The organism is Nonomuraea africana (assembly GCF_014873535.1).
GTDB lineage: Bacteria > Actinomycetota > Actinomycetes > Streptosporangiales > Streptosporangiaceae > Nonomuraea > Nonomuraea africana.
In genome coordinates this window covers 2,212,148-2,232,692 of sequence record NZ_JADBEF010000001.1, presented here as the reverse complement: position 1 = coordinate 2,232,692, position 20,545 = coordinate 2,212,148, and the positions used below count along the sequence as shown (strand labels likewise).

18 protein-coding genes and 1 pseudogene are annotated in these 20,545 nt (G+C 71.8%); 5 read left to right on the top strand and 14 right to left on the bottom strand.

Translation table 11 applies throughout. The features are described 5' to 3' along the window. Nucleotide 1 precedes the first annotated feature (1 nt). Entirely contained in the window at nucleotides 2–1,537 is a 1,536-nt protein-coding gene (locus H4W81_RS10450) for an ABC transporter substrate-binding protein (protein ID WP_192774624.1), read from the bottom strand. Between the two features lie 10 nt (nucleotides 1,538–1,547). Continuing rightward, on the bottom strand, nucleotides 1,548–2,387 hold the full coding sequence (locus H4W81_RS10445; RefSeq protein WP_192774623.1) for a serine hydrolase: 840 nt from the start codon (nucleotides 2,385–2,387) through the stop codon (nucleotides 1,548–1,550). Between the two features lie 75 nt (nucleotides 2,388–2,462). Here H4W81_RS10445 and H4W81_RS10440 point away from each other — a divergent pair, with 75 nt between their 5' ends. Next, nucleotides 2,463–3,497 carry a LacI family DNA-binding transcriptional regulator gene (locus tag H4W81_RS10440; protein WP_192774622.1) on the top strand — a complete coding sequence of 345 codons (1,035 nt, stop codon included), beginning with the start codon at nucleotides 2,463–2,465 and terminating at the stop codon, nucleotides 3,495–3,497. A 3-nt stretch (nucleotides 3,498–3,500) separates the two neighbouring features. On the opposite strand, the gene H4W81_RS10435 is transcribed toward H4W81_RS10440, so the two are convergent. From H4W81_RS10435 to H4W81_RS10415, 5 genes are all read right to left on the bottom strand, one after another. Continuing rightward, the gene (locus H4W81_RS10435; RefSeq protein WP_192774621.1) at nucleotides 3,501–4,184 is read right to left on the bottom strand and encodes a 2OG-Fe(II) oxygenase; all 684 of its coding nucleotides are present in this window, start codon (nucleotides 4,182–4,184) and stop codon (nucleotides 3,501–3,503) included. Between the two features lie 22 nt (nucleotides 4,185–4,206). Beyond that, nucleotides 4,207–4,695, bottom strand: coding sequence for a methylated-DNA--[protein]-cysteine S-methyltransferase (locus H4W81_RS49215; RefSeq protein WP_192774620.1), 489 nt, complete (start codon nucleotides 4,693–4,695; stop codon nucleotides 4,207–4,209). 86 nt (nucleotides 4,696–4,781) lie between these two features. Continuing rightward, entirely contained in the window at nucleotides 4,782–5,591 is an 810-nt protein-coding gene (locus H4W81_RS10425) for an SAM-dependent methyltransferase (RefSeq protein ID WP_192774619.1), read from the bottom strand. Nucleotides 5,592–5,626: 35 nt separating this feature from the next. Further along, a complete protein-coding gene (locus H4W81_RS10420; RefSeq protein WP_318781642.1) occupies nucleotides 5,627–6,490 on the bottom strand; it encodes an NAD-dependent protein deacetylase in 864 nt (287 codons plus the stop codon). Nucleotides 6,491–6,509: 19 nt separating this feature from the next. After that, nucleotides 6,510–7,064, bottom strand: a complete 555-nt coding sequence (locus H4W81_RS10415) for a TetR/AcrR family transcriptional regulator (RefSeq protein ID WP_192774618.1) — start codon at nucleotides 7,062–7,064, stop codon at nucleotides 6,510–6,512. Between the two features lie 54 nt (nucleotides 7,065–7,118). On the opposite strand from H4W81_RS10415, the gene H4W81_RS10410 reads away from it, so the two are divergent. Continuing rightward, the gene (locus tag H4W81_RS10410) at nucleotides 7,119–10,226 is read left to right on the top strand and encodes a bifunctional cytochrome P450/NADPH--P450 reductase (protein WP_192774617.1); all 3,108 of its coding nucleotides are present in this window, start codon (nucleotides 7,119–7,121) and stop codon (nucleotides 10,224–10,226) included. A 97-nt stretch (nucleotides 10,227–10,323) separates the two neighbouring features. Here the strand turns inward: H4W81_RS10410 and H4W81_RS10405 are convergent, their stop codons facing one another. Then, nucleotides 10,324–11,496, bottom strand: a complete 1,173-nt coding sequence (locus tag H4W81_RS10405; protein WP_192774616.1) for an MFS transporter — start codon at nucleotides 11,494–11,496, stop codon at nucleotides 10,324–10,326. 119 nt (nucleotides 11,497–11,615) lie between these two features. Between H4W81_RS10405 and H4W81_RS48450 the strand changes: the two genes are divergently transcribed. Continuing rightward, nucleotides 11,616–12,311, top strand: coding sequence for a TetR/AcrR family transcriptional regulator (locus H4W81_RS48450; protein WP_192774615.1), 696 nt, complete (start codon nucleotides 11,616–11,618; stop codon nucleotides 12,309–12,311). On the opposite strand, the gene H4W81_RS46910 is transcribed toward H4W81_RS48450, so the two are convergent. The 6 genes and pseudogenes from H4W81_RS46910 to H4W81_RS10375 form a co-directional block, all read right to left on the bottom strand. Next, the gene (locus tag H4W81_RS46910) at nucleotides 12,304–12,531 is read right to left on the bottom strand and encodes an acetate--CoA ligase family protein (RefSeq protein WP_225958538.1); all 228 of its coding nucleotides are present in this window, start codon (nucleotides 12,529–12,531) and stop codon (nucleotides 12,304–12,306) included. The two genes, H4W81_RS48450 and H4W81_RS46910, sit on opposite strands and share 8 nt — an antisense overlap. A gap of 43 nt (nucleotides 12,532–12,574) precedes the next feature. After that, nucleotides 12,575–12,760, bottom strand: a pseudogene (locus tag H4W81_RS46905) (CoA-binding protein); the annotation flags it as partial. Continuing rightward, complete coding sequence (locus tag H4W81_RS10390; RefSeq protein WP_192774613.1) at nucleotides 12,757–13,920, bottom strand: acyl-CoA dehydrogenase family protein; 1,164 nt, start codon at nucleotides 13,918–13,920, stop codon at nucleotides 12,757–12,759. The gene H4W81_RS10390 and the pseudogene H4W81_RS46905, both read right to left, overlap by 4 nt. Beyond that, nucleotides 13,917–15,302, bottom strand: a complete 1,386-nt coding sequence (locus tag H4W81_RS10385; RefSeq protein WP_192774612.1) for an aminobutyraldehyde dehydrogenase — start codon at nucleotides 15,300–15,302, stop codon at nucleotides 13,917–13,919. The genes H4W81_RS10390 and H4W81_RS10385 overlap by 4 nt, the downstream gene beginning before the upstream one ends. Beyond that, nucleotides 15,299–16,684 (bottom strand): aspartate aminotransferase family protein, encoded by a 1,386-nt coding sequence (locus H4W81_RS10380; RefSeq protein WP_192774611.1) that lies wholly within the window; start codon nucleotides 16,682–16,684, stop codon nucleotides 15,299–15,301. Before H4W81_RS10380 ends, H4W81_RS10385 begins: the two co-directional genes overlap by 4 nt. 81 nt (nucleotides 16,685–16,765) lie before the next feature. After that, the gene (locus H4W81_RS10375) at nucleotides 16,766–17,365 is read right to left on the bottom strand and encodes a TetR/AcrR family transcriptional regulator (protein ID WP_192774610.1); all 600 of its coding nucleotides are present in this window, start codon (nucleotides 17,363–17,365) and stop codon (nucleotides 16,766–16,768) included. A 116-nt stretch (nucleotides 17,366–17,481) separates the two neighbouring features. Between H4W81_RS10375 and H4W81_RS10370 the strand changes: the two genes are divergently transcribed. Both H4W81_RS10370 and H4W81_RS10365 read left to right on the top strand, forming a co-directional pair. Then, nucleotides 17,482–18,870, top strand: a complete 1,389-nt coding sequence (locus H4W81_RS10370; RefSeq protein WP_192774609.1) for an APC family permease — start codon at nucleotides 17,482–17,484, stop codon at nucleotides 18,868–18,870. A 14-nt stretch (nucleotides 18,871–18,884) separates the two neighbouring features. Further along, entirely contained in the window at nucleotides 18,885–20,501 is a 1,617-nt protein-coding gene (locus H4W81_RS10365) for an amidohydrolase (RefSeq protein ID WP_192774608.1), read from the top strand. The last annotated feature ends 44 nt before the right edge of the window (nucleotides 20,502–20,545 follow it).

Sequence of the window (20,545 nt, the reverse complement as noted above, 5' to 3'; positions counted from 1 at the left end):
GTCAGCCCATGCCCACGACGCGGATGTCGTCGTAGCCGGTGAGCAGCTTGTCGAAGTCTCGCACCTTGTCGTTGGTGGCGAAGTAGAGCTTGCGGTTGCAGATGGGCACGTTGTACGCGGTGTCGGCGGCGAGCTTGACGATCTCGCGGTAGCTCTGCTGCTGGACGCTCCTGTCGGTGACGGTGGCGACCTGCTCGGCCAGCTTCTCGATCTCGGGAACGCTGAGGTCGCCCGGGTTGTTGAGACCGCCCTTCAGGTAGTCCTGCTGGGTGATCAGACGAGGGTCGGCGGCCGCCGCGCCGATCTGGCTGACCAGGGCGTCGGCCTCGCCGCGGTTCTGGTAGAGGTCGATCGACTGGTCGGCGCTCATGGGCCGCAGCCTCATGTCCACGCCGACCGCCTTGAACTGGTCCTGGAGCGCCTCGGCGAGCTGGACGAAGGCGGTGTTGTTCCACACCAGCGCGGTGAAGGAGAAGCCGCCGCCCACCCCGGCCTCGGCCAGCAGGCGCTTGGCCTGGGCGGGGTCGTAGAGGTAGGCCGACTCCAGTGACGGCTCGTGCGCCCAGTGCCCGGAGGGGGCCGGCTGGACCGTGGGCCGGCAGGAGTTCAGCAGCAGTTTCTCGGTGATGGCGCGGCGGTCGATGGCGTGGTTGAGCGCCTGCCGTACCCGCTGGTCGGCGAATTTCGACCTGGAGGTGTTGAGGTTGAGCTGGTAGACCAGCCCGGTGAGGAACTCGTTGACCTTCAGTCCGGCGTCACGGGCGGTGTCGACCTGTTCGGGGCGGATGAGCGTGGCGTCGTACTGCCCGGAGCGCACGCCGTTCAGGCGGGTGTCGTCCTCGTTGACGAACGACATCTCCAGGCCGCCGAGCCGCTGCGCGCTCTTGTCGTAGTAGTTCGCGAACGGCTGGTAGACGACGCGGTCGTCCCTGCGGTAGGTGGTGACCTGGTAGGGGCCCGAGCCCACGGGCGCGCGGTCGAGGTCGGGCTTGTCGAAGGCCTTCGGGCTGATCAGCGCCCCGCCCCGGTGGGCCAGGGCGGTGAGCAGGTCCTGCTCGGAGCCGGTGAAGGCGATCGTCACTGTGCCGGCGGACGCCGTCACCGACTCGATCATCTTCAGCAGCGGCTTGGCCGTGGAGCCCTTGCCGTTGACGGCGCGGTCGAGGTTGGCGCGCACCGCCTCGGCGTCCAGCGCCGCGCCGTCGTGGAAGCGCGCTCCTGAGCGGATCGTGAAGACGATCTTCTCGCCGTCCTTCCGCCACGATTCGGCGATCATGGGGGCTATCTGGCCGTCGGGCTTGATGGTGACCAGGCGGTCGTAGATGGGCAGGATGTACAGCTCGTCCCAGGCGGTCGAGGCCTTGTGCGGGTCGAGCGTCGAGGGGAAGGCGGTGTAGGCGAAGCGCAACACGGCGCCGCCCGCTCCCGCCGTCCCCTGGGAAGCGGGCCTGCTCGCGCCCCCGCACGCCGCGCTCACGGCGCAGGCGGTCAGCACGGCCAGGGAGGCCGCGGCGAAGCGGCGGGTCAGACGTGTCATAAGAGCCTCCTCACGGCTGCATCTCCTCCCAGCACGCCCGGCTGAGAGTGGCGATGTGGGCTCGCGCCCTGGAGACACCCGGCAGTCCGTCCGGCAGGACGGCGGGGATCTCGTCGGTGTAGACGGCGAGGACGTAGCGGGGCCGGCCGTCGGCGTAGAAGACGCCGGCGTCGCTCACGTCCCGCCAGCCGACCCCGCTCTTGTGCGCGATCTCGGTTCCCGGTGGCAGCAGCGCGGGCAGCGCGTCGCGGAACTGCTGGCCGCGCAGGACGTCGAGGGCGAGGGAGCACAGCTCCTTCGGGCAGCCGAGGGGGGTGTCCTCGCCCGCCGCGCCCCTGACGACCAGTTCGAGCAGGCGAGCCTGGTCGTCGGGCGTCGTGACGTTGCTCGCGTCCACCGGATGGTCGGGGGCCAGTGGGGGAATCAGCGCGTGGCGATGGCGGGTGCCGGTCAGGCCCGCCGCGTCACACAGGTCGTTGACCGCATCCAGCCCGATCAGGTCGATGACGTGGGCGGTGCAGAGGTTGTCGCTCAAGATGATCATCAATGTGACCGCCTCGCGCAGCGACAGGGACAGTCCTGGCTCCAGGTGCTGGAGCGATCCGGTGAAGACGCGGTCGCGGTAGCGCGCGTCGATGGTGACCCGCTGAGCCAGGTCCAGCTCGCCCTCGTGCACCGCGCGCAGCACCGCCATCATGACGGCGACCTTGCGGGTGCTGGCCGAGGGGACCTGCCGCGCGCCCGAACGCGCGGCCCGGGCGCCCGTGTCGAGATCGAGCAACGACCAGCCGGTATGGAAGGGCTGCGTCTCGCACAGATCGTCGAGACGCCGCGCCAGCGACTTCACCATGGCGGCGACTGTATGCCAAATCGATTTGGCATCACAAGAGGTCTGCCCAAACGATTTGGCACTATGCTGATGACCATGGCCTCACAACCACGTCCGCGGATCCGTGACGTCGCAGAGGTGGCGGGCGTGTCGGCGACGACGGTGTCGCACGTGCTCAACGGCAAGGGCAGGGTCGACGCGGCCACGCGCGCCCGGGTGACCGCCGCCGCCGAGCGCCTGGGCTACCGGCCCAACAGCAACGCCAAGGGGCTGCGTTCGGGGCGGGCCGACACCATCGGGTTGCTGCTGCCGGTCGGGGCCGATCTGGAGCAGGCGCATCACGTGCTCGCCGTGGAGTTCTACCTGACGCTCGCGATGAACACCGTCGAGGCGGCGTTCGAGCACGACCAGGCGCTGCTGCAGCTCCCTCCCCTGCGCGGCCTCGACGACCTGCGCCGCTTCAGCGTGGACGGGGGCATCGTGGTGGACCCGCTGCCCCTCGACACCAGGGTCGCGATGTTCAACGAGCTGGGTGTGCCCGTCGTGACCATCGGCAGGGACATCCTGCGCACGCAGGATCCGTGGTGGGTGGCGGCCGACAGCGCAGGCAGCACGGGCATGGTGCTCGACCACCTGGCCGAGGCGGGGGCGCGGCGCATTGCCATGCTCTCGGTGGACATCGGGTGGTCCTGGTTCGCCGACGCCCAGCAGACCTACAGGGAGTGGGCCGGCCGCAGGGGCATCGAGCCGATCCTGGTGCTGGCGCGGCCGGACAAGCTCGAGAGCAGCGCGGTCGCCGCCGCCGCCGAAGTCCTCGACCACCGCCCCGACGCCGTCTACGTGCCGCCGCAGTGGCTGGCGTCAGGGCTGCTGCGGGTGGCGAGGGAGCGCGGGGTCGACGTTCCCGGCGACCTGCTCGTCTCCGTCGGTGTCGACAGCCATCTGGCCCGCACCAGCGAGCCGCCGCTCACCGCCGTCGACCTCGACCCCGCGAGTACGGCGCGGCAGGCCGTCGATCTCCTCATCCACCGCATCGAGGGCGGCGAGCCGGCCGGGCCCCGCCTCATCCCCACCACCCTTCATTCGAGGGCCTCGAGCCTCCGGACCCCGGGAGCCGCCCACCGGCCGTAGGGGTCAGGCGGCGTCGTGGAAGACCAGGCCGAGCGTGTGCCGCAGGCCCCGCCGCACGGTGCTCACGCCATGCCGTACGGGCGCGGCCGACCAGCCGCGGGCCGAGCGCACCGGCCTGTCGCGGGTGGTGAAGACCAGCCCGTGACCCTGCTGCAGCAGCGTCACCGTGCCGCGTGACTGCGCGCGCGGACGCTGCTCCACCAGCAGGAACTCGCCACCGTCGTAGTCGTCGCCGGGCCGGTCGAGCCCGATCACGACCTGCAGCGGGAAGACCAGGTCCCCGTACAGGTCGCGGTGCAGGGCGTTCCAGTCGCCTTCCCGGTAGCGCAGCAGGATCGGGGTGGGCTTGGTCTGTCCGGCCGCGTGGCACCTCTCCAGCCACTCGTCCAGGCTGTCGGGCCAGGGGGCGGGCTGCCCCAGCCTGGCCGCCCAGTCCCTGGCGATCGGCAGCAGCAGCGGGTAGAGCGTCCGGCGCAGCTCCTCGACCAGGTCGGGGAAGGGCCTGGCGAAGTAGCGGTACTGGCCCCGGCCGAACCTGAAGCGCTCCATGTCGACGGTCGACCTGAAACGTGTGACGTCGTCGTAGAGTCCGGAGATCTCGCGGCACTGGCCTTCCGTGAGGAGCGGGCCCGTGGGCGCGCACCCGTAGGCGTCCATCTCCTGCGCCCAGCCGTCTGTATTCAGCATGACTGTCCTTCCGTGGAGGGGTTCACCCGAACAGGGGCTGGAGGGCTCCCTCGTGGGTGAGCAGGAGCCGCTTGCGCTCCAGCCCTCCCGCGTATCCGGTCAGTGAGCCCGTCGCGCCGATCACGCGGTGGCAGGGCCTTATGATCAGCAGCGGGTTGGCGCCGATCGCCGCGCCGACGGCGCGGATGCGGTCCCTGGGCGCACCGATCCGCTCGGCGAGCTCCCCGTAGGTGGTCGTGGTGCCGTAGGGGATGTCGTCCACCGCGCTCCAGACCTTCTCCTGGAACGGGGTGCCCGTGACGGCGTGCGGCAGGTCGAAGCGCCGCAGGTCGCCGTCGAAGTACGCGCGCAGCCGGTCGGTGATCTCGGCGAACGCCGCCGCGTCCTCGGTCCACTCGGGCCGAACGGCGGTGGCGAACGTCAGCGACGTCAGCCGTACGCCGTCGGCGCTCTTGAATCCGGTCAGCAGCAGCGGGCCCAGCGGGCCGCCGGTCGTGGTGTAGATCGTCATCTCTCCTCCTCGTTCTGTATAACGCGATTCCAGCCGCCAACATCGGCGGTTTTCGGACCTCGCGCTGGGAGGAGGGGAGAGCCGGGTTACCTGATCCTGGCGACGCCGCCGAGCAGGCTGGGCCTGCCGAAGTCGGGCTCGACGTCGGGCCACTCGGGACGCCACGCGTCGATCGGCACCACGCCGGGCTCCAGCAGGTCGAGGCCCTCGAAGTAGGCGCCGACCTGCTCGGCCGACCGGGGGGTGAGCGAGCCGCTGGTCGCCGGGCGGTAGACCGACCGGCCGCTGCTGAGCGCCTCGCCCGTCATGTCGCCCGCGTAGCTGTGGGACAGGGCCAGGTGGCTGCCGCCGACCAGCGGGGCGCGGAGCCTCGAGACGATCTCCTCGGCCTCCTTGTCGTCGGGGACGAAGTGGAGGATCGCGAACAGCAGCACGGCGACCGGCCGGGTGAAGTCGATATGGGCCCGCACCTCGGGCGCGTCGAGAATCGAGGCGGGGTCGCGCAGGTCCGCGCGCACCACGGCGGTCTGCGGGCTGTCCGCGAGCAGCGCCCTGGCGTGCACGAGCACGATCGGGTCGTTGTCGACGTAGACGATCCTCGAGTCGGGCGCCGCCTCCAGGGCCACCTCGTGGACGTTCTGCCGGGTGGGCAGCCCCGCGCCGATGTCGATGAACTGGCGGATGCCCGCCGCGGCCAGCGTGCGGACGACCCTGATCAGGAAGTCGCGGTTGTCGCGGGCGATCTGTTTGATCGTCGGGACGAGCTGGATGATCTTCTCCGCGGCCTCCCTGTCGGCGGGGAAGTTGTCCTTGCCGCCCAGGTAGTAGTCGTACATCCGCGCCACGCTGGGCGTGTTCGGGTCGATGGCCTGCGGTACCTGCTCGTCGCGCTCCACGGCCCCGATCGTATCGCCTTCAGGACATTCGTGATCTATGAACCGAGCTCCGCGAGCAGCGCGGTGAGGGTGGGGCCGAGCGGGGCGTCGAGAGCCAGGTGGGCGTCGTCGTCGCCGCGCGTCGGCCCCTGGTTGACGATGACGACGGGGATGCCGTGCTCGGCGGCCCGGCGGACGAACCGGTAGCCGGACATCACGGTCAGCGAGGAGCCCAGCACCAGCAGCAGGCCGGCGTGCTCGGCCAGCTCGTAGCACCGGGCGACGCGGGGGCGCGGCACGTTCTCGCCGAAGAAGATCACGTCGGGCTTGAGCAGGCCGCCGCAGCTCGCGCAGTCGACGATCTCGAACGAACCGACCTGGTCGTCGGCGAGGACGGCGTCACCGTCGGGGTTGATGACGTCCGCGGCGCCTCCCCAGCCCGGGTTGGCCGCGCGCAGCCGCTGGTCGAGCCACTCGCGCGAGGTGCGCTCACCGCAGGACAGGCAGACCACGCGGTGCAGGCTGCCGTGCAGCTCGACCACCTGCTCGGCGCCTGCGGCCTGGTGCAGGCCGTCCACGTTCTGGGTGATGATCCCGCCGACCAGGCCCATGGACTGCAACTGCGCGACGGCGCGGTGACCGGCGTTCCACGCGGCGTGCGCGATGTGCCGCCAGCCCAGGTGACTGCGGGCCCAGTACCGCTGCCGGGCGGCCGCGCTGCCGACGAACGTCTGGTAGGTCATCGGCTCCGCCCTGCGCCTGCGGCCCGTCTCGCCCCGGTAGTCGGGGATGCCCGACTCCGTCGAGAGCCCGGCCCCGCTCAGGACCACCACCCCGCCGTCGCCGACGAGATCGACCAGCATGTGGAACGCGAGCGCACGGACCATGTCGCCCGGTTCGCCACGTAGGGCCTGAATCACCCCTCTATGGTGCACCGGCTCAGCGGTAGTGGCGCAGGCCGGCGACGATCAGGTCGATCGCGGTGCCGAAGGCGAGCTCGGTCTCCTCGTCGGCGATGTGGCCGATGTGCTCGGCCTGCACGAAGCCCGAGACGAAGGCGTGCAGCACCTCCGCCATGCGCTCGATCTCGTCCTCGGGCACCGCGGCCGCCCGCAGGATCCGGCCGAGCACGTCCCAGAGGCCGCCCTCCCTGTGCTCGATCACCTCGGGATGGCTCTGCACGTACCGCCACAGCCAGGGATGCTCGCGGGTCAGCCTGCGGTAGGCGTGGGCCAGCGCGCGCAGCTGGTCGGGCCACGGGGCGCCGTCGTCGGGCGGCAGCTGGAGCAGGGGGGCCACATTCAGGCAGAGCTGCCTGACCAGCTCCGTCTTGTTGGCCACGTGGTGGTAGAGCGACATCGGGTTGACGTCGAGCTCGGCGGCGAGCTTGCGCATGGACAGCGACTCCACCCCGCCCGCGTCGATCAGCCGCAACGCGGCACCGAGGATCTCCTGGAGGGTCAGGGGCGTGCCCCGCCGTGCGTTCACTGCCATACACCGTATGGTAGCGTCATCCATACGGTGTATGGCTACTCCTGGGGAGTGCTCATGAAGGTGATTCCGGCCCCGCAAGGTCTGCCGTTGCTCGGCAACACGCTGCAGGTTCCCGCGCACGCGCCCGCCCTGCATTTCGAGGAGGTCGCGAAGAGGTACGACGAGGGGATCTTCCAGCTCGAGCTGGTCGGCCGCCGCGTGGTGTTCGTCTACGACCCCGACCTGGTCGCCGAGGTCAGCGACGAGACCCGCTTCTACAAGGGCATCGACCCGCCGCTGAGCACGGTCCGCGACTTCGCCGGCGACGGCCTGTTCACCGCCAGGCACGACGAGCCGGTCTGGGGCCACGCGCACCGCATCCTGATGCCGGCCTTCAGCCAGCGCTCGATGAAGGCGTACTTCCCGCAGATGCTGGAGGTGGCCGAGCAGCTGACCGAGTCGTGGGCCGGCCGCCAGGGGCAGGACCTGCCGGTGACGGACGACATGACGAGACTGACCCTCGACACGATCTCGCTCACCGGGTTCGGCTACCGGTTCCGCTCCTTCGACTCCCCCGAGCTGCACCCGTTCCTGCTGGCGATGGGCGGTGCACTGACCGAGGCCATGCTCCGCCTCCAGCAGCTGCCGATCGTCACCAGGCTCAGGCGCAAGCAGGAGGTGGCCTACCGCGACGACATCTCCGTCATGCAGGAGCTGGTCGACGACGTGATCAGGCGGCGCCGCGCCGAGGGCGGCGGCGCGAAGGACCTGCTCGGCCTCATGCTGGAGGCGTCCGACCCGCAGACGGGCGAGCGGCTGTCGGACGAGAACATCCGCAACCAGGTCCTGACCTTCCTCATCGCGGGTCACGAGACCACCAGCGGCCTGCTCTCCTTCGCCCTCTACAACCTGCTGCGCGACCCGCACGCGCTGGCCAGGGCCTACGACGAGGTCGACAGGCTGCTGCCGGGCGACGAGCCGCCCACCTACGAGACGATCATGAAGCTCGAGGTGATCCCGCGCATCCTCGAGGAGACGCTGCGGGTCTGGTCCCCGATCCCCGCCTACGGCGTGAACGCCTACGAGGACACCACGATCGGCGGCTACCCGGTGCCGAAGAACCAGAAGATCGTCGTGCTGCTGCCGTCGCTCCATCACCATCCCAAGGCGTGGGAGCGGCCCGAGGAGTTCGACATCGACCGCTGGCTGCCCGAGAACAAGAAGAAGCACCACCCCGCCGCCTACAAGCCGTTCGGCAACGGCGAGCGGGCCTGCATCGGCCGCCAGTTCGCGCTCACCGAGGCCAGGCTGGCGCTGGCGATGATCCTGCGCCGCTTCGCCGTCTCCGACCCCGCCGTCTACCGGATGGAGATCAAGCAGACGCTCACGCTCAAGCCCGACGGCTTCACGATCAGGGTGCGCGAGCGCCGGCCGCACGAGCGTTCCACCGTCCACGAGCAGCCCGCCGAGCAGGCCGAGCAGCACGACATCGCGGTGACGGGCGTGCCGCTCACCGTCGCCTACGGCTCCAACCTCGGCACCTGCGCCGACATCGCCGAACGGCTGGCCGAGCGGGCCGGCAGGTCGGGCTTCGCGACCACGCTGACCAGCCTGGACGACATGGAGCCGCCGGCTGAGGGGCTGCTGCTGGTGGTGGCCTCCTCCTACAACGGCAGGGCGCCCGACAACGCCCAGCGCTTCGACGCCATGGCGGACCTGCCCGACCTGTCAGGCGTACGGCTGGCGGTGCTCGGTTGCGGCAACACCCAGTGGCCCACCTACCAGGACTTCCCCCGCCGCGCCTTCGACAAGCTCACGGCCGCCGGAGCCGTGCCGCTGGTCGAGCGCGGCGAGGCGGACGCCGACGGCGACTTCGACGGCGACGTCTCGGCGTGGACGGCGAAGCTGTGGGCGGCGCTGGCGGCGGAGTACAGCGCGTCGGCCGCCGAGGCCGGGCCGCGCTACGAGATGGAGGTCCTGACGGAGGCCGAGGTGCGGCCCGCCGTGGTGTCGGACCGGGCCGTCCCGCTGACCGTGGTCTCCAACGAGGAGCTGACCGGCGACCCGTCGGGCCTGTGGGACTTCTCGCTGGAGCAGCCCAGGCCAGGGGTACGCTCGATCGTGGCCGAGCTCCCCGAGGGCGTGGCGTACGAGGCGGGCGACCACCTGGCGGTCTTCGCCAAGAACGACCCCGAGCTGGTGGAGTGGGCGCTGCGGTGCCTGCGCGTCCCCCGCGACAGGGTGGTGCGGCTGCGCGCCCACGGCCACACGCACCTGCCGGTGGACATCCCGGTGACGGCGGGCCTGCTGCTCACCGACTTCGCCGAGCTGCAGGAGGTGGCCACCCGCTCGGACCTGGAGGCGCTGGCGGCGCACACCGGCTGCCCCTGGACCAAGGGCCGGCTGGCGGCGCTGACCGCCGACTACGCCGAGGAGGTGCTCGCCAAGCGGCTGTCGGTGCTCACGCTGCTGGAGCTCTTTCCCGCCGTGGAGCTGCCGCTGCCGGTCTTCCTCGAGCTCGCGGGGCCGATCAGGCCGCGCTACTACTCGATCTCCTCCTCGCCGCTGGCCGAGCCGGGCCGGGTGCGCATCACGGTCGGACTGGTGGAAGGGCCCGCGTGGTCGGGCGGCGGCGCCTACCGCGGCATGTGCTCGGCCTACCTGGCGGGGCTGGGCGAGGGCGACGTGTTCTACGGCTACATCAGGGTGCCCGCGCCGCCGTTCAGGCTGCCTGACGACCCGGCCACGCCGGTCATCCTGGTCGGGCCGGGCACCGGGTTCGCCCCGCTGCGCGGCTTCCTGGAGCAGCGGGCGCTGACGGGCGCCGCCGGCCGGGCCGAGGTGTTCACCGGGTGCCGCCATCCCGAGCACGACCTGCTTTACAAGGAGGAGCTCGAGGCGTGGGCCGCGGCGGGAGAGGTGCGGGTGCACACGGCCTTCTCCGCGGTTCAGGGGCATCCCTACCGGTTCGTCCAGGACGCCGTCGCGGCGCAGGCCGACGCGGTGTGGGAGCTGCTCGAGCAGGGCGCGCACGTCTACGTCTGCGGCGACGGTCTGCGGATGGCGCCCGCCGTACGTCAGGCGCTGCTCGCGATCCATCGAGAGAGGTCGGACGGCGACGCGGAGGCGTGGCTGGCGGGGCTCGAGGCCGCGGGCCGCTATCAGCAAGACGTCTTCGCCTGAGCCCGCAGCCCGGCCAGGAGGGCGGGCGGGGGGTGAGCGGGCCGCCGCGCCGCGGCCCGCGGAAGGCGCCCTGTCGTAGCGCTCGCCGGCTCCGGCCTCACGCGGGGGCGACCGGGCGTGGCTCCACCCCCGCCTCGCCCCTGATCGCGCCGGACCTGCGGGCGACGGCGACGAGCGGGATCACCACGGCGCAGCTGACCGCGACGAGGACGGTCGACAGCCCGCCGATCCCGCCCGCCGACAGGATCCCGGTTCCCGCGACCGGGCCGAGGGCGGTGCCGAAGCCGAACGCCGCGTTCGCGAGCACCGCCCATCGCCCTCTCGCGTCCAGGGTCGCGGCGATGGCGATCATGTAGGTGAGCGCTCCCTGGTAGGTGAGGTTCCACAGCAGCTGTCCCGCGGTGTAGACGGCGGGGGTGCCGCCGGCCGCGATCATCACCTTGGAGGCCACGCCGAGGAGCAGGAACACCGCCAGCGGCACGGCCCTGCCGTACCGGTCGCCGATCACCGCGACCACGCCGCCGCCGATCAGGCCCGCGAACAGCGATCCCGAGAGGATCAGGTTGACGACGTCCTCGTTCATGCCGATCTCGTCCACCCCGATGGTGCCGGTCACCGCCCACAGGGCGTACTCGACGGCGCCCCAGAGGCAGATGCCCGCCACCAGGACCAGGCCCATGCCCCTGGACCGCAGCGGGCCCGTGGCGGCGGCGGTCTCCACCGGGGCCTCCGGCATGCCGCGCATGAACGGCACGGTCGCGGCGCACACCACCGCGATCGAGCCGACAGTGACGGCCAGCCCGCCGCCGAACAGCGGCAGGGCCATGTAGATGCCCGAGCCGATCACCGTGCTGGCGATGAGCCCGACACCGGTGGCCCGGTCCGGGTTGGCCATGGCCGCGATGCCCGCGCTGGCCAGCGACAGGACCGCGCCGCCGCCGACCCCGCCGAGCAGGATGCCGGCGATCGCGAGCGCGGGCACGGGGACGAGGGCGGCGGCCAGGAAGCCCGCGACCATCGCCGCGAGGCTGACGACGGCGAGCCTCGCCCTGCCGGGCCTGGCGGCACGGCCGGTGATCAGGACACCGGTGACGGCGGAGGCGAGCAGCGCTCCCGTGCCGACGAAGCCGGCGCCCTCCATGCTCAGGCCGAGGCCGGAGCCGAGGGTGTCGATCAGGGTCGGGAGCATCGTGGGGACCATGTAGGCGGCAGTGAGAGCCATGGAGATGGCGGCCAGCGCGAACGCCGGCGACCTGGGGGGTGTGGTCACGCCGGACTCCTCAATCAGCAGAAGCTATCGATTGATAGTCGAACTTAGGCGGTCTGCCTCGCTCGCGTCCAGAGCCGGGAGGCGGCGATCTACTATCAGCTGATATCCTCCGCAGCCATATGAGCGCGAAGACGAGCACCGCGAACCGCCCGGATTTCACCCAGCTCAGAGCGCTTCCGCGCGAGCGCTGGCCGCGCAGGGAGCAGATCCTCTGCGAGGCGGCGAGCCTGTTCGCCCAGCGCGGCTACCACGGCACCTCGACGCGGGACATCGCCGACGCCCTCGGCATCCGGCAGCCGTCGCTGTACAACCACTACCCGTCCAAGCTGGCGATCCTCGAAGACCTGTGCGCCTTCGACATCGGCGTCCCCGAGGCGCGGGCCAGGTGGCTGGCCGGGGCGGACGCTCCGGCGGCCGCCAGGCTGTACGCCGCGGTCAGCCTCGACGTGGAGTACTGCCTCGAGGCGCCGATCGACATGCGCGGCCTGCCGGACGACCTGATCCGCGAGCCCGGCCTCGAGTCGTGGTACCGCAAGCTGCGCGCCTGGTACGCCACGGTGCGCGCGCTCGTCAGCGAGGGCGTCGAGGCGGGCGAGCTGGCCGCGATCGACCCCGAGTTCGCCAGGCAGGCGATCTGGGGCGTGGAGTGGGAGGTCATCAGGGTCTCTCACGGCGGCGCCCGGCGCAGGGCGGGGAGCAGGCCGGACGACACCGCGTCCTTCTTGCTGCGCGGCCTGCTCGCCGATCCCGGGCGCGTGGGAGAGGTGAGGGCGGCGGCCGATGAGGTGATCGCCGCCTACCGCGCCGCTACCTGAGCCCGGGCGAGTCGGCGTAGCCGACCAGGGCGTCGACCGCGAGCACCCCCTCGACGCCCACTCTGACCGGGTTGACCTCCACCTCGGCGACGTCGGGCCGGTCGGACAGCAGGCGGGAGACCGCCACGAGCACCTCGGCCAGCGCGCCGACCGCCAGCGGCGGGCCGCCTCTCCAGCCGGTCAGCAGCCGGTGGCAGCGCAGGCCGCGAAGCATCTCCATGGCCGCCCGCGTGGTGACGGGCGCGAGGCGCCCGCGGCAGGTCGTGGAGCGAGGAGACGCACGACACCCCCTCGACGATCGCGCCCTGCCGTCCGACCAGGTGGACCTCGCGCCGGTGGGCGCCCTTCATCGCTCCTCGCGCCAGCCAGTACCCCCACTTGGCCCGGTCGGCCGACGCGCCGACCACCGCCACCGAGCCGGGATCGGCGAACACCCGCAGCCCGGTCATGACCTGAGGGACCTGGAGATGATCAGCCGCTGGATGTCGGAGGTGCCTTCCTCGATCTCCTCAAGCTTCGCGTCGCGCATCCACTTCTCCACCAGGTATTCGCGGGAGTACCCCCAGCCGCCGTGTGTCTGCACCGCCGCCCACGCGCACCACATGGCGTTCTCGGACGCGGTCAGCTTGGCGACGGCCGCCTCCTGCGTGATGCTCTCCCCCGCGTCGAACAGCCGGGCCGCGCGCATCGTCACCAGGTGCGACACGTCGACCTTGACGGCCATGTCGGCGAGCCTGAACGCGACCGCCTGATGCTCGATGATCTTCATACCGAACTGCTCGCGCTCGCGCGCGTAGGCCAGCGTGGCGTCGAGCGCGGCGCGCGAGAGGCCGGTGCAGGCCGCGCCGATGAGGACGCGCGAGGCGTCGAAGGTGCGCATCAGGCCGCGGAAGCCCTGGCCCTCCTCCCCCAGCCGGTCGGCCACCGGGACCCTGACGTCCTCGAGGAAGAGCTCGGCGCAGGCGATGCCGCGCTGGCCCGTCTTCGGCATGGGACGGCCGATCGTCAGCCCTGCCGCGTCGCGCGGGACCACGAAGGCGGTGATCCCTTTCGACCTGGTGCCGGGCGCGACCGTCGCGAAGATCACGAAGAGGTCGGCGAAGGGGCCGTTGGAGATCCACGCCTTCTGGCCGTTGAGCACGTAGGAGTCGCCGTCGTGGACGGCACGCGTGGTCAGCGCGGCGGCGTCCGATCCGACCCCCGGCTCGGTGACCGCGAGGGCCGTCAGCGGCGGGACGCCGGAGCAGAGCGGGGTGAGGAAGCGCCGCTTCTGCTCCTCGGTGCCGAGCTCCAGCACGGGAGCGGCGAAGAAGCCCGCCGAGGTGGTCAGGTTGCCGAGGGAGATGTCACCGTGGCACAGCTCCTCCTGCACCAGGCACTGGGTGACCAGGTCGGTCACCCCGCCGCCGCCGTACTCCTCGGGGATCATGAAGGAGGTCAGGCCGACGGCCGCGGCCTTCTCCCAGATCTCTGCCGGAAGCGCGTGGTCGGCCTCGTCGACCTCACGCGCCCTCGGCCTGATCTCGGCGGCGGCGAAGTCCCGCGCCAGCCTGACGAACTCGGCCTGCTCCTCCGTCATCGCGTGGCCGCCGCGCACCTCGCGCGTCATCCGCTCTCCTCCGACCATCGGATCGTGACCTGCTTGGGCTCGGCGTAGTGGTCCAGCGCGTACGCCGACATGTCCTTGCCGTAGCCGGACTGGCCGAAGCCGCCGTGCGGCAGCTCGGAGGCGGCGGTCATGTGGTCGTTCACCCAGACCGCCCCGTAGCGCAGCTCGGCGGCGGCGCGCATCGCCCTGCCGACGTCGCCCGTCCAGACGCTGGCGGCCAGGCCGTACGGCACGTCCGCCGCCATCGCGAGGGCCTCCTCGTCCGAGCCCGCCCGCTGCACGGTGAGCACGGGGCCGAAGACCTCCTCCTGGACGATCGGGGAGCGCTGCTCCACCCCGGTCAGGACTGTAGGCAGGTAGTAGGCGCCAGGACCTTCGGGCACCGTCCCACCTGTCAGGACCCTGGCGCCCGCCGCCACGGCGGCGCCGACGTAGGCTGCCACCCTGTCGCGGTGCTCGCGGGTGACCAGCGGGCCCATCTCCGTCGCGGGGTCGGCGGACGGGCCGACGCGCAGCGAGCGGGCGGTCTCGGCCAGTGCCGAGGCGACCTCGTCGAAGCGCTCGCCCACCACGATCACGCGGGTGGCCGCCGTGCAGTCCTGTCCCGAGTTGGCGAACGCGGCCACCCGCAGGCTCGCGGCCAGCCGGTCCACGTCGGCGTCGGGGAAGACCACGACGGGGGCCTTGCCGCCGAGCTCCAGGTGGAGCCGCTTCACGGTGCCGGCCGCCGCGGCGGCGACGGCCCTGCCGGTGACCGTGGAGCCGGTGACCGAGACCATGTCCACCCCGGGATGCGAGGACAGGACCGCCCCCGCCGCCCTACCGCCGGTGACGACGGTGAAGACGCCCTCGGGCAGCACCCGCGACGCGAGCTCGGCCAGACGCAGCGTGGTCAGCGGCGTCTGCCTGGACGGCTTGAGCACGACCGCGCAGCCCGCCGCGACGGCCGGGGCCATCTTCCACACGGCCATCATGAGCGGGTAGTTCCACGGCGCGATGCCGGCGACCACACCCACGGGCTCGCGGCGGATCATCGACGTGGCGCCCGGCAGGTACTCCGCGGCGGCCCTGCCCTCGGCGGTGCGGGCGGCCCCGGCCAGGAAGCGCAGGTTGTCGGCGCAGTAGGCGATCTCTCCAGGGGCGCCCGCCATGGGCTTGCCGACGTTGCGCGACTCCAGCTCGGCCAGCTCGCCTGCGTGGCCGGCGACCAGGTCGGCCATGGCGTGCAGCGCGTCCGAGCGCTCGGCCGGGGTGGTCCGCCGCCATCCGTCGAAGGCGGCGCGGGCGCCCGCGACCGCCCGCTCCAGCTCGTCCCGCGCGGCCCGCGCCACCTCCGCGATCGGCTCCCCCGTCGCGGGATCGACCACGAGGTCGGCCGTCATCGGCTCTCCCCGCGGACGGCCCTGCAGAGGGTCTCGAAGTTGGCCACGAAGCGCCGCGCGTCGTCCATGGTGTGCTGGACGGAGAGCGTGAACTGCTCCGTCTTGCCCCACGGCGGCAGGAAGATCCCGCCGTTGATCTGGTAGAGCCAGTGGGCGTGGCCCCACTGGTCGGCGTAGCGCAGGAAGTCACGGTAGTTCCGCAGCCGGTCGGTGAAGATCACCGAGCCCTTCGCGCCCGCCGACGCGACGTAGCCGGGGATCTCGTAGCGGGCCATCAGCTCGGTGACGCCGTCGGCCATGTGCGCGCGCATCGCGTCGAGGTGGGCGTAGGCGGCGGGGGTGAGCACCTCGGTGAGCACGGCGCGCACCGCGGCCATGGTGAGGGGGTTGCCGTTGAACGTGCCGACCTGCTGGTAGGTGTTGTCGGCGACCAGCTCCATGAGCTCGGCCGTGGCGCCGATCGCGCCGCAGGGGACGCCGCCGCCCAGCGCCTTGGCCAGGCAGACGATGTCGGGCGTGACGCCGTACAGCTCGGTCGCCCCGCCGGGCGCGACCGCCAGCCCCGTCTTGACCTCGTCGTAGGCGAGGTAGGCGCCGTGCGAGTGGAGCAGCGCCTTGAGCTCGGCGTGGTAGCCCTCGTCCGCGGTGATCATGCCGATGTTCATCATGATCGGCTCGATGATCATGCCGGCGACCTGTCCCGCGTGGGCCTCCAGCACCCGGCGCACGGCTTCGAGGTCGCCGAACGGCACCACGAGCGTCAGCTCGACCACCTCGCTGGGGTAGGCGGGGCCGAAGGCCACCGAGCGGGGCGCGTCGTCGGGGCCGATGTCGCCGTCGGCGGAGTAGGTGGAGACCTGCACCGAGTCGTGGTGGCCGTGGTAGGAGCCTTCCACCTTGATGATCTTTTTGCGGCCCGTGGCGACGCGCATGAGGTGGACGGCGTCCATGGTGGCCTCGGTGCCGGAGTTGCCGAACCGCCAGACCGGCAGGCCGAAGCGCTCGCGCAGCAGCCTGGAGACGGCGATGAGGTCCTCGGTCGGCTGGCCGAAGTGCGTGCCGAGGCGCGCCCTGCCGGTCAGCGCCTCGACGACGGCGGGGTGGGCGTGTCCGGCCAGGCCGACGCCGAAGCCGCCGTGCATGTCGACGTAGTCGTTGCCGTCGACGTCGCGGATGCGCTGGGCCTGGCCGTACTCGATCCAGATGGCGCCGGGGACGGTGTCCTGCCAGGAGGAGGCCACGCCGCCTGCCAGGGTCTCCCGCGCGCTCTCGCGCAACTCCAGGGAGCGGCTCATCCGTGAGACGAGGAGGCTCTCCTGCCGAGTGATCAGCGAGTCGAGCGCGTCGAGGTCTCGGGTGTGCCGCACTGCGGCGTGCGTCATGGCTGTCCCCTTCACGTCCGGAAACTATCGATTGATAGCTTGGCGGACGCGCGCGAGCCGACACAAGGGGCCGGGGCGAATTTAACTATCGATCGATAGGGTCTGGTCCGCGTAGCCCATGGCGTGTCCCGCGAAGGAGTCCCTGTCGACGCCGGGCACGCCGATGACGATCTGGGTGGCGAAGCCGTCGAGCATCGCGCGCAGCCGTACCGAGAAGGCGCCGGTGTCGGTCGGGGCGAACTCGCCCGCGCCCACGCCGTCCTCCACCAGCCGCACCAGGTCCAGGTGCCAGCCGTGGTCCAGCTCGGCCTGGGTCTCGCGCAGCTCCGGCACCGCGATCGTGCGGCTCCACACGTCGACCCAGAGCAGCCAGCGCGGGTCGGCGGCGCCCGTCGGCAGGTAGAGATCCACGTACGCGGCCAGCCGCTCGCGCGCCGGGGCGGCGCGCCCGACGAGCTCGCGCCGCCTGGGCGCGAGCCGGTCCTCGCTCCAGCGCAGTGTTTCCAGCAGCACCTGATCCTTGCTGCCGAAGTAGTAGAGGATGTGGCCCCCGCTGGTGCCCAGCCGCCTCGCGAGTCCGGCCATCGTGAGCTCGGCCAGGCCGTTCTCGGTGATCGCGGCCATCGCCGCCTCCAGCATCTGCTCCCGCGGGCGATCCAGCCGGCGACGCTCCCGTGCCATTGCTCACCTTGCGATAACGGTCGATGACGTGTCTTGACGGACAACAGTACGACAGGGCATTTTGAATGTCATTCAAAAACTTTGAACGGCATTCAAGACCGTTCCAAGGAGTCTCGATGATCCAGCCGAAAACCGCGCCCCCCGCCGCGCCCGCCCCGTCCGCCCCGCCGTCACTGTCCAGGGTGCTCGGTCTGTTCGGCGCGGTCCTGCTCACCCTGTCGTGCATCACGCCCGCGTCCTCGCTGTTCATCATCGTTCCCGAGGTGCTCGCGGGCCAGGGCGGCGGCGCGGTGCTCACCCTGCTCGCGGGCGTGGCCGTCTCGATCGCGGTCGGCTGTTGCTACGCCGAGCTGGGCACGCTCAAACCGAGCTCGGGCGGCGAGTACGCCATGGTGACCGCCATGCTCGGCCGGCTGAGCGGCTGGCTCACCTTCGCCCTGTCCATCACCCTGCTGATCGTGATCCCGCCGATCATCGCCCTCGGCACGGCCGACTACCTGAGCGACCTGTTCGCCGTGGACCGGGCGCTGGCCGGCGCCGTGGTGATGCTCGCGGCCACGGCCTTCGCGGTGCTCGACATCAGGTCGAACGCCCTGATCACCGGCATCTTCCTGGCCATCGAGGTCATCGCGGCCGGAGTGGTCGCCTTCCTCGGCTTCGCCAACACCCAGCGCGGCGTGGACACCCTGGTGTCGCCCGTCGTGCCGGACGGGCAGGGCGGCGTGTCGGCGTTCGGGCTGGCCGCGCTGATGGCGGGGCTCACCGTCGCGATGTTCGTCGTCAACGGGTTCGGCACGGCGACCTACCTGGCCGAGGAGATTAAGGACCCCCGGCGCAACATCGCCCGCACCGTGTTCTGGTCGCTCGGCCTGGCCGCCGTCATCATCATCGTGCCCGTGACCGCCACCGTGCTGGGCGTCGGCTCCCTCGACGACCTGGTCAACGGCTCCTTCTCCGACCACGTGCGAGCATGGGGCGGCGACGGCGTGGCGACCGCGGTCAACCTGGGCATCGCGATCGCGATCCTCAACGCCGTCCTGGTGATGGTGCTGCAGAACGGCCGCGTCGTGTTCGCCTCCGCCCGCGACCGCGCCTGGCCCGCGCCGGTCAGCAGGGCGCTCACGCGGATCCACCCGCGCTGGGGCTCGCCGTACATCGCGACCCTCGTCGTCGGCGTGCCGGGCGCCGTGATGGCCTGGCTGCTCGACATCGAGCAGCTGCTCGGTCTCACCTCGGTGATCGTGACCGTCGTGTCGCTGCTGCTGGCCGCCGCCGCGCTCCGCTCCCGTACGGCGGCGCACCGGCCGCTGCGCGCCTGGCGGATGCCGCTGTGGCCGCTCCCCCCGCTGGTCGTGATCGCCGCCCTCGGCTACGCCCTGTTCGAGCAGAGCGCGACCGACCTGCTGGTCGCGGCTGGGATCGTCGTGCTGTTCACCGCCTACTACGCCTTCTACCTGTGGCCGCGCCGCGCGACCCACTGGATCGTCACCGCTCCCGAGGACTGAGAGACGCACTCCTGATGACCGCCGACCTGATCGTCCGCAACGCCCGCATCCACACCGTCGACGACGCCCTTCCCCTGGCGGCGGCGATGGCCGTCAAGGACGGCCGCATCGTCTGGCTCGGCGCGGACGCCGACGCGCCCGATGCGGCGCGGACCATCGACGCGGGCGGCCGCCTGGTGCTGCCCGGCTTCGTGGACGCGCACAACCACGTGCGCCTCGGCTCCGACGCGGCCTGCGTGCAGCTCGCGGGCGCCACCGACCTGGCCGAGATCGGCCGCAGGATCGACGCGTGGCGGGCCGCGCATCCCGATGCGACCTGGATCGAGTGCGAGGGCTTCGACTACTCCGCGATCCCCGGCCTGCCCACGGCCGCCGTTCTCGACGCGCTCACCGGCGACCTGCCCGCGATCGTCTTCAGCTACGACGTGCACACGATGTGGGCGAACACCGCCGCGCTGCGCCGCCTCGGCATCGACGAGGACCACACCGACCTGCCGTTCGGCGTCGCCCAGGTCGACGACTCCGGACGGCCCACCGGCTTCGTCACGGAGTTCGCCGTACGCGGCCTCTCGCGCGACGGGCACCGGGCGATGGCCGAGCTCGGCGTGCCGTGGGCGGGGCCAGAGCGGGCCTACACCCGCCTGCTCGACAGCCTCGACATGGCCACCGCGTACGGCATCACGACCATCGTCGAGCCGCAGAACTCGGTGGACGACCTGGCCCTGTTCGAGCGCGCCAGGGCCGAGGGACGGCTGCGCTCCCGCCTCATCGCGGCGCTGTTCCACCCGCGAGGGACCGGCGCCGCCGACCTGGCCGAGTTCGCGCGGGCCGCCGCGAAGTACGACGACGAGTGGCTCCGGGCGGGGCCGCTCAAGCTCTACATCGACGACGTGGTGGAGCCGCACACCGCCGCGCTGCTGGAGCCGTACTGCGGGCACGGCGACCACCGGGGCGACACCTTCTACCCGCCGGAGGAGTTCGCCGGCCTGCTGGCCGCGCTGGACGCCGCGGGGTTCCAGGCGTTCGTGCACGCGACGGGCGACAGGGGCATCAGGACGGTCCTGGACGCCGTCGAGCACGCCAGGCGCGTCAACGGCCCGCGCGACGCCCGCCACCAGGTGGTGCACGTGGAGTGCCTCGACCCCGCCGACGTGCCGCGCTTCGCCGAGCTGGGCGTCGTCGCCTGCATGCAGCCCAGGCACTGCTCCCCCGACATCGCCGGACCCGGACGTGACTGGGCGGAGGCGGTCGGGCCGTCCCGCTGGTCCAAGGCGTGGCCGATGCGGTCGCTGCACGCGGCCGGCGCGGTCCTGGCCTTCTCCAGCGACTGGAACGTGGCCGAGATGGACCCCATGATCGGCATCTACACGGCGGTCACCAGGAAGGGCCTGGCCGGCGGCCCCGCCTGGATGCCGGAGGAGTCGGTGGATCTGGCGACCGCGATCCGCGCGTACACGATGGGGTCGGCCTACGCCAACTTCTGCGAGCACGACAGGGGCTCGCTGAGCGTGGGCAAGCTGGCCGACTTCACGATCCTGTCGGAGGACCTGTTCGCGATCCCGGCGGAGGCGATCCCAGGGGTGCGCGCCGACCTCGTGGTGGTCGGCGGCGAGGTCGTCCACGAGCGCTGACGACCAACCGGCGGATCCATGGGAAGATCACTCCTGTCACCCGA

Bases quoted from the DNA above. Each gene is read 5' to 3' on its own strand.
- H4W81_RS49215 (WP_192774620.1), bottom strand. From the start codon at position 4,695: ATGACGATCTACACCACGACCGGCGGCCCGCTGGGCCCGCTGCTGCTG.
- H4W81_RS10385 (WP_192774612.1), bottom strand. From the start codon at position 15,302: ATGACGGCCGACCTCGTGGTCGATCCCGCGACGGGGGAGCCGATCGCG.
- H4W81_RS46910 (WP_225958538.1), bottom strand. From the start codon at position 12,531: ATGGAGATGCTTCGCGGCCTGCGCTGCCACCGGCTGCTGACCGGCTGG.
- H4W81_RS48450 (WP_192774615.1), top strand. From the start codon at position 11,616: ATGAGCGCGAAGACGAGCACCGCGAACCGCCCGGATTTCACCCAGCTC.
- H4W81_RS10365 (WP_192774608.1), top strand. From the start codon at position 18,885: ATGACCGCCGACCTGATCGTCCGCAACGCCCGCATCCACACCGTCGAC.
- H4W81_RS10440 (WP_192774622.1), top strand. From the start codon at position 2,463: ATGGCCTCACAACCACGTCCGCGGATCCGTGACGTCGCAGAGGTGGCG.
- H4W81_RS10415 (WP_192774618.1), bottom strand. From the start codon at position 7,064: ATGGCAGTGAACGCACGGCGGGGCACGCCCCTGACCCTCCAGGAGATC.
- H4W81_RS10435 (WP_192774621.1), bottom strand. From the start codon at position 4,184: ATGCTGAATACAGACGGCTGGGCGCAGGAGATGGACGCCTACGGGTGC.
- H4W81_RS10370 (WP_192774609.1), top strand. From the start codon at position 17,482: ATGATCCAGCCGAAAACCGCGCCCCCCGCCGCGCCCGCCCCGTCCGCC.
- H4W81_RS10450 (WP_192774624.1), bottom strand. From the start codon at position 1,537: ATGACACGTCTGACCCGCCGCTTCGCCGCGGCCTCCCTGGCCGTGCTG.
- H4W81_RS10445 (WP_192774623.1), bottom strand. From the start codon at position 2,387: ATGGTGAAGTCGCTGGCGCGGCGTCTCGACGATCTGTGCGAGACGCAG.
- H4W81_RS10380 (WP_192774611.1), bottom strand. From the start codon at position 16,684: ATGACGCACGCCGCAGTGCGGCACACCCGAGACCTCGACGCGCTCGAC.
- H4W81_RS10390 (WP_192774613.1), bottom strand. From the start codon at position 13,920: ATGACGCGCGAGGTGCGCGGCGGCCACGCGATGACGGAGGAGCAGGCC.
- H4W81_RS10375 (WP_192774610.1), bottom strand. From the start codon at position 17,365: ATGGCACGGGAGCGTCGCCGGCTGGATCGCCCGCGGGAGCAGATGCTG.
- H4W81_RS10410 (WP_192774617.1), top strand. From the start codon at position 7,119: ATGAAGGTGATTCCGGCCCCGCAAGGTCTGCCGTTGCTCGGCAACACG.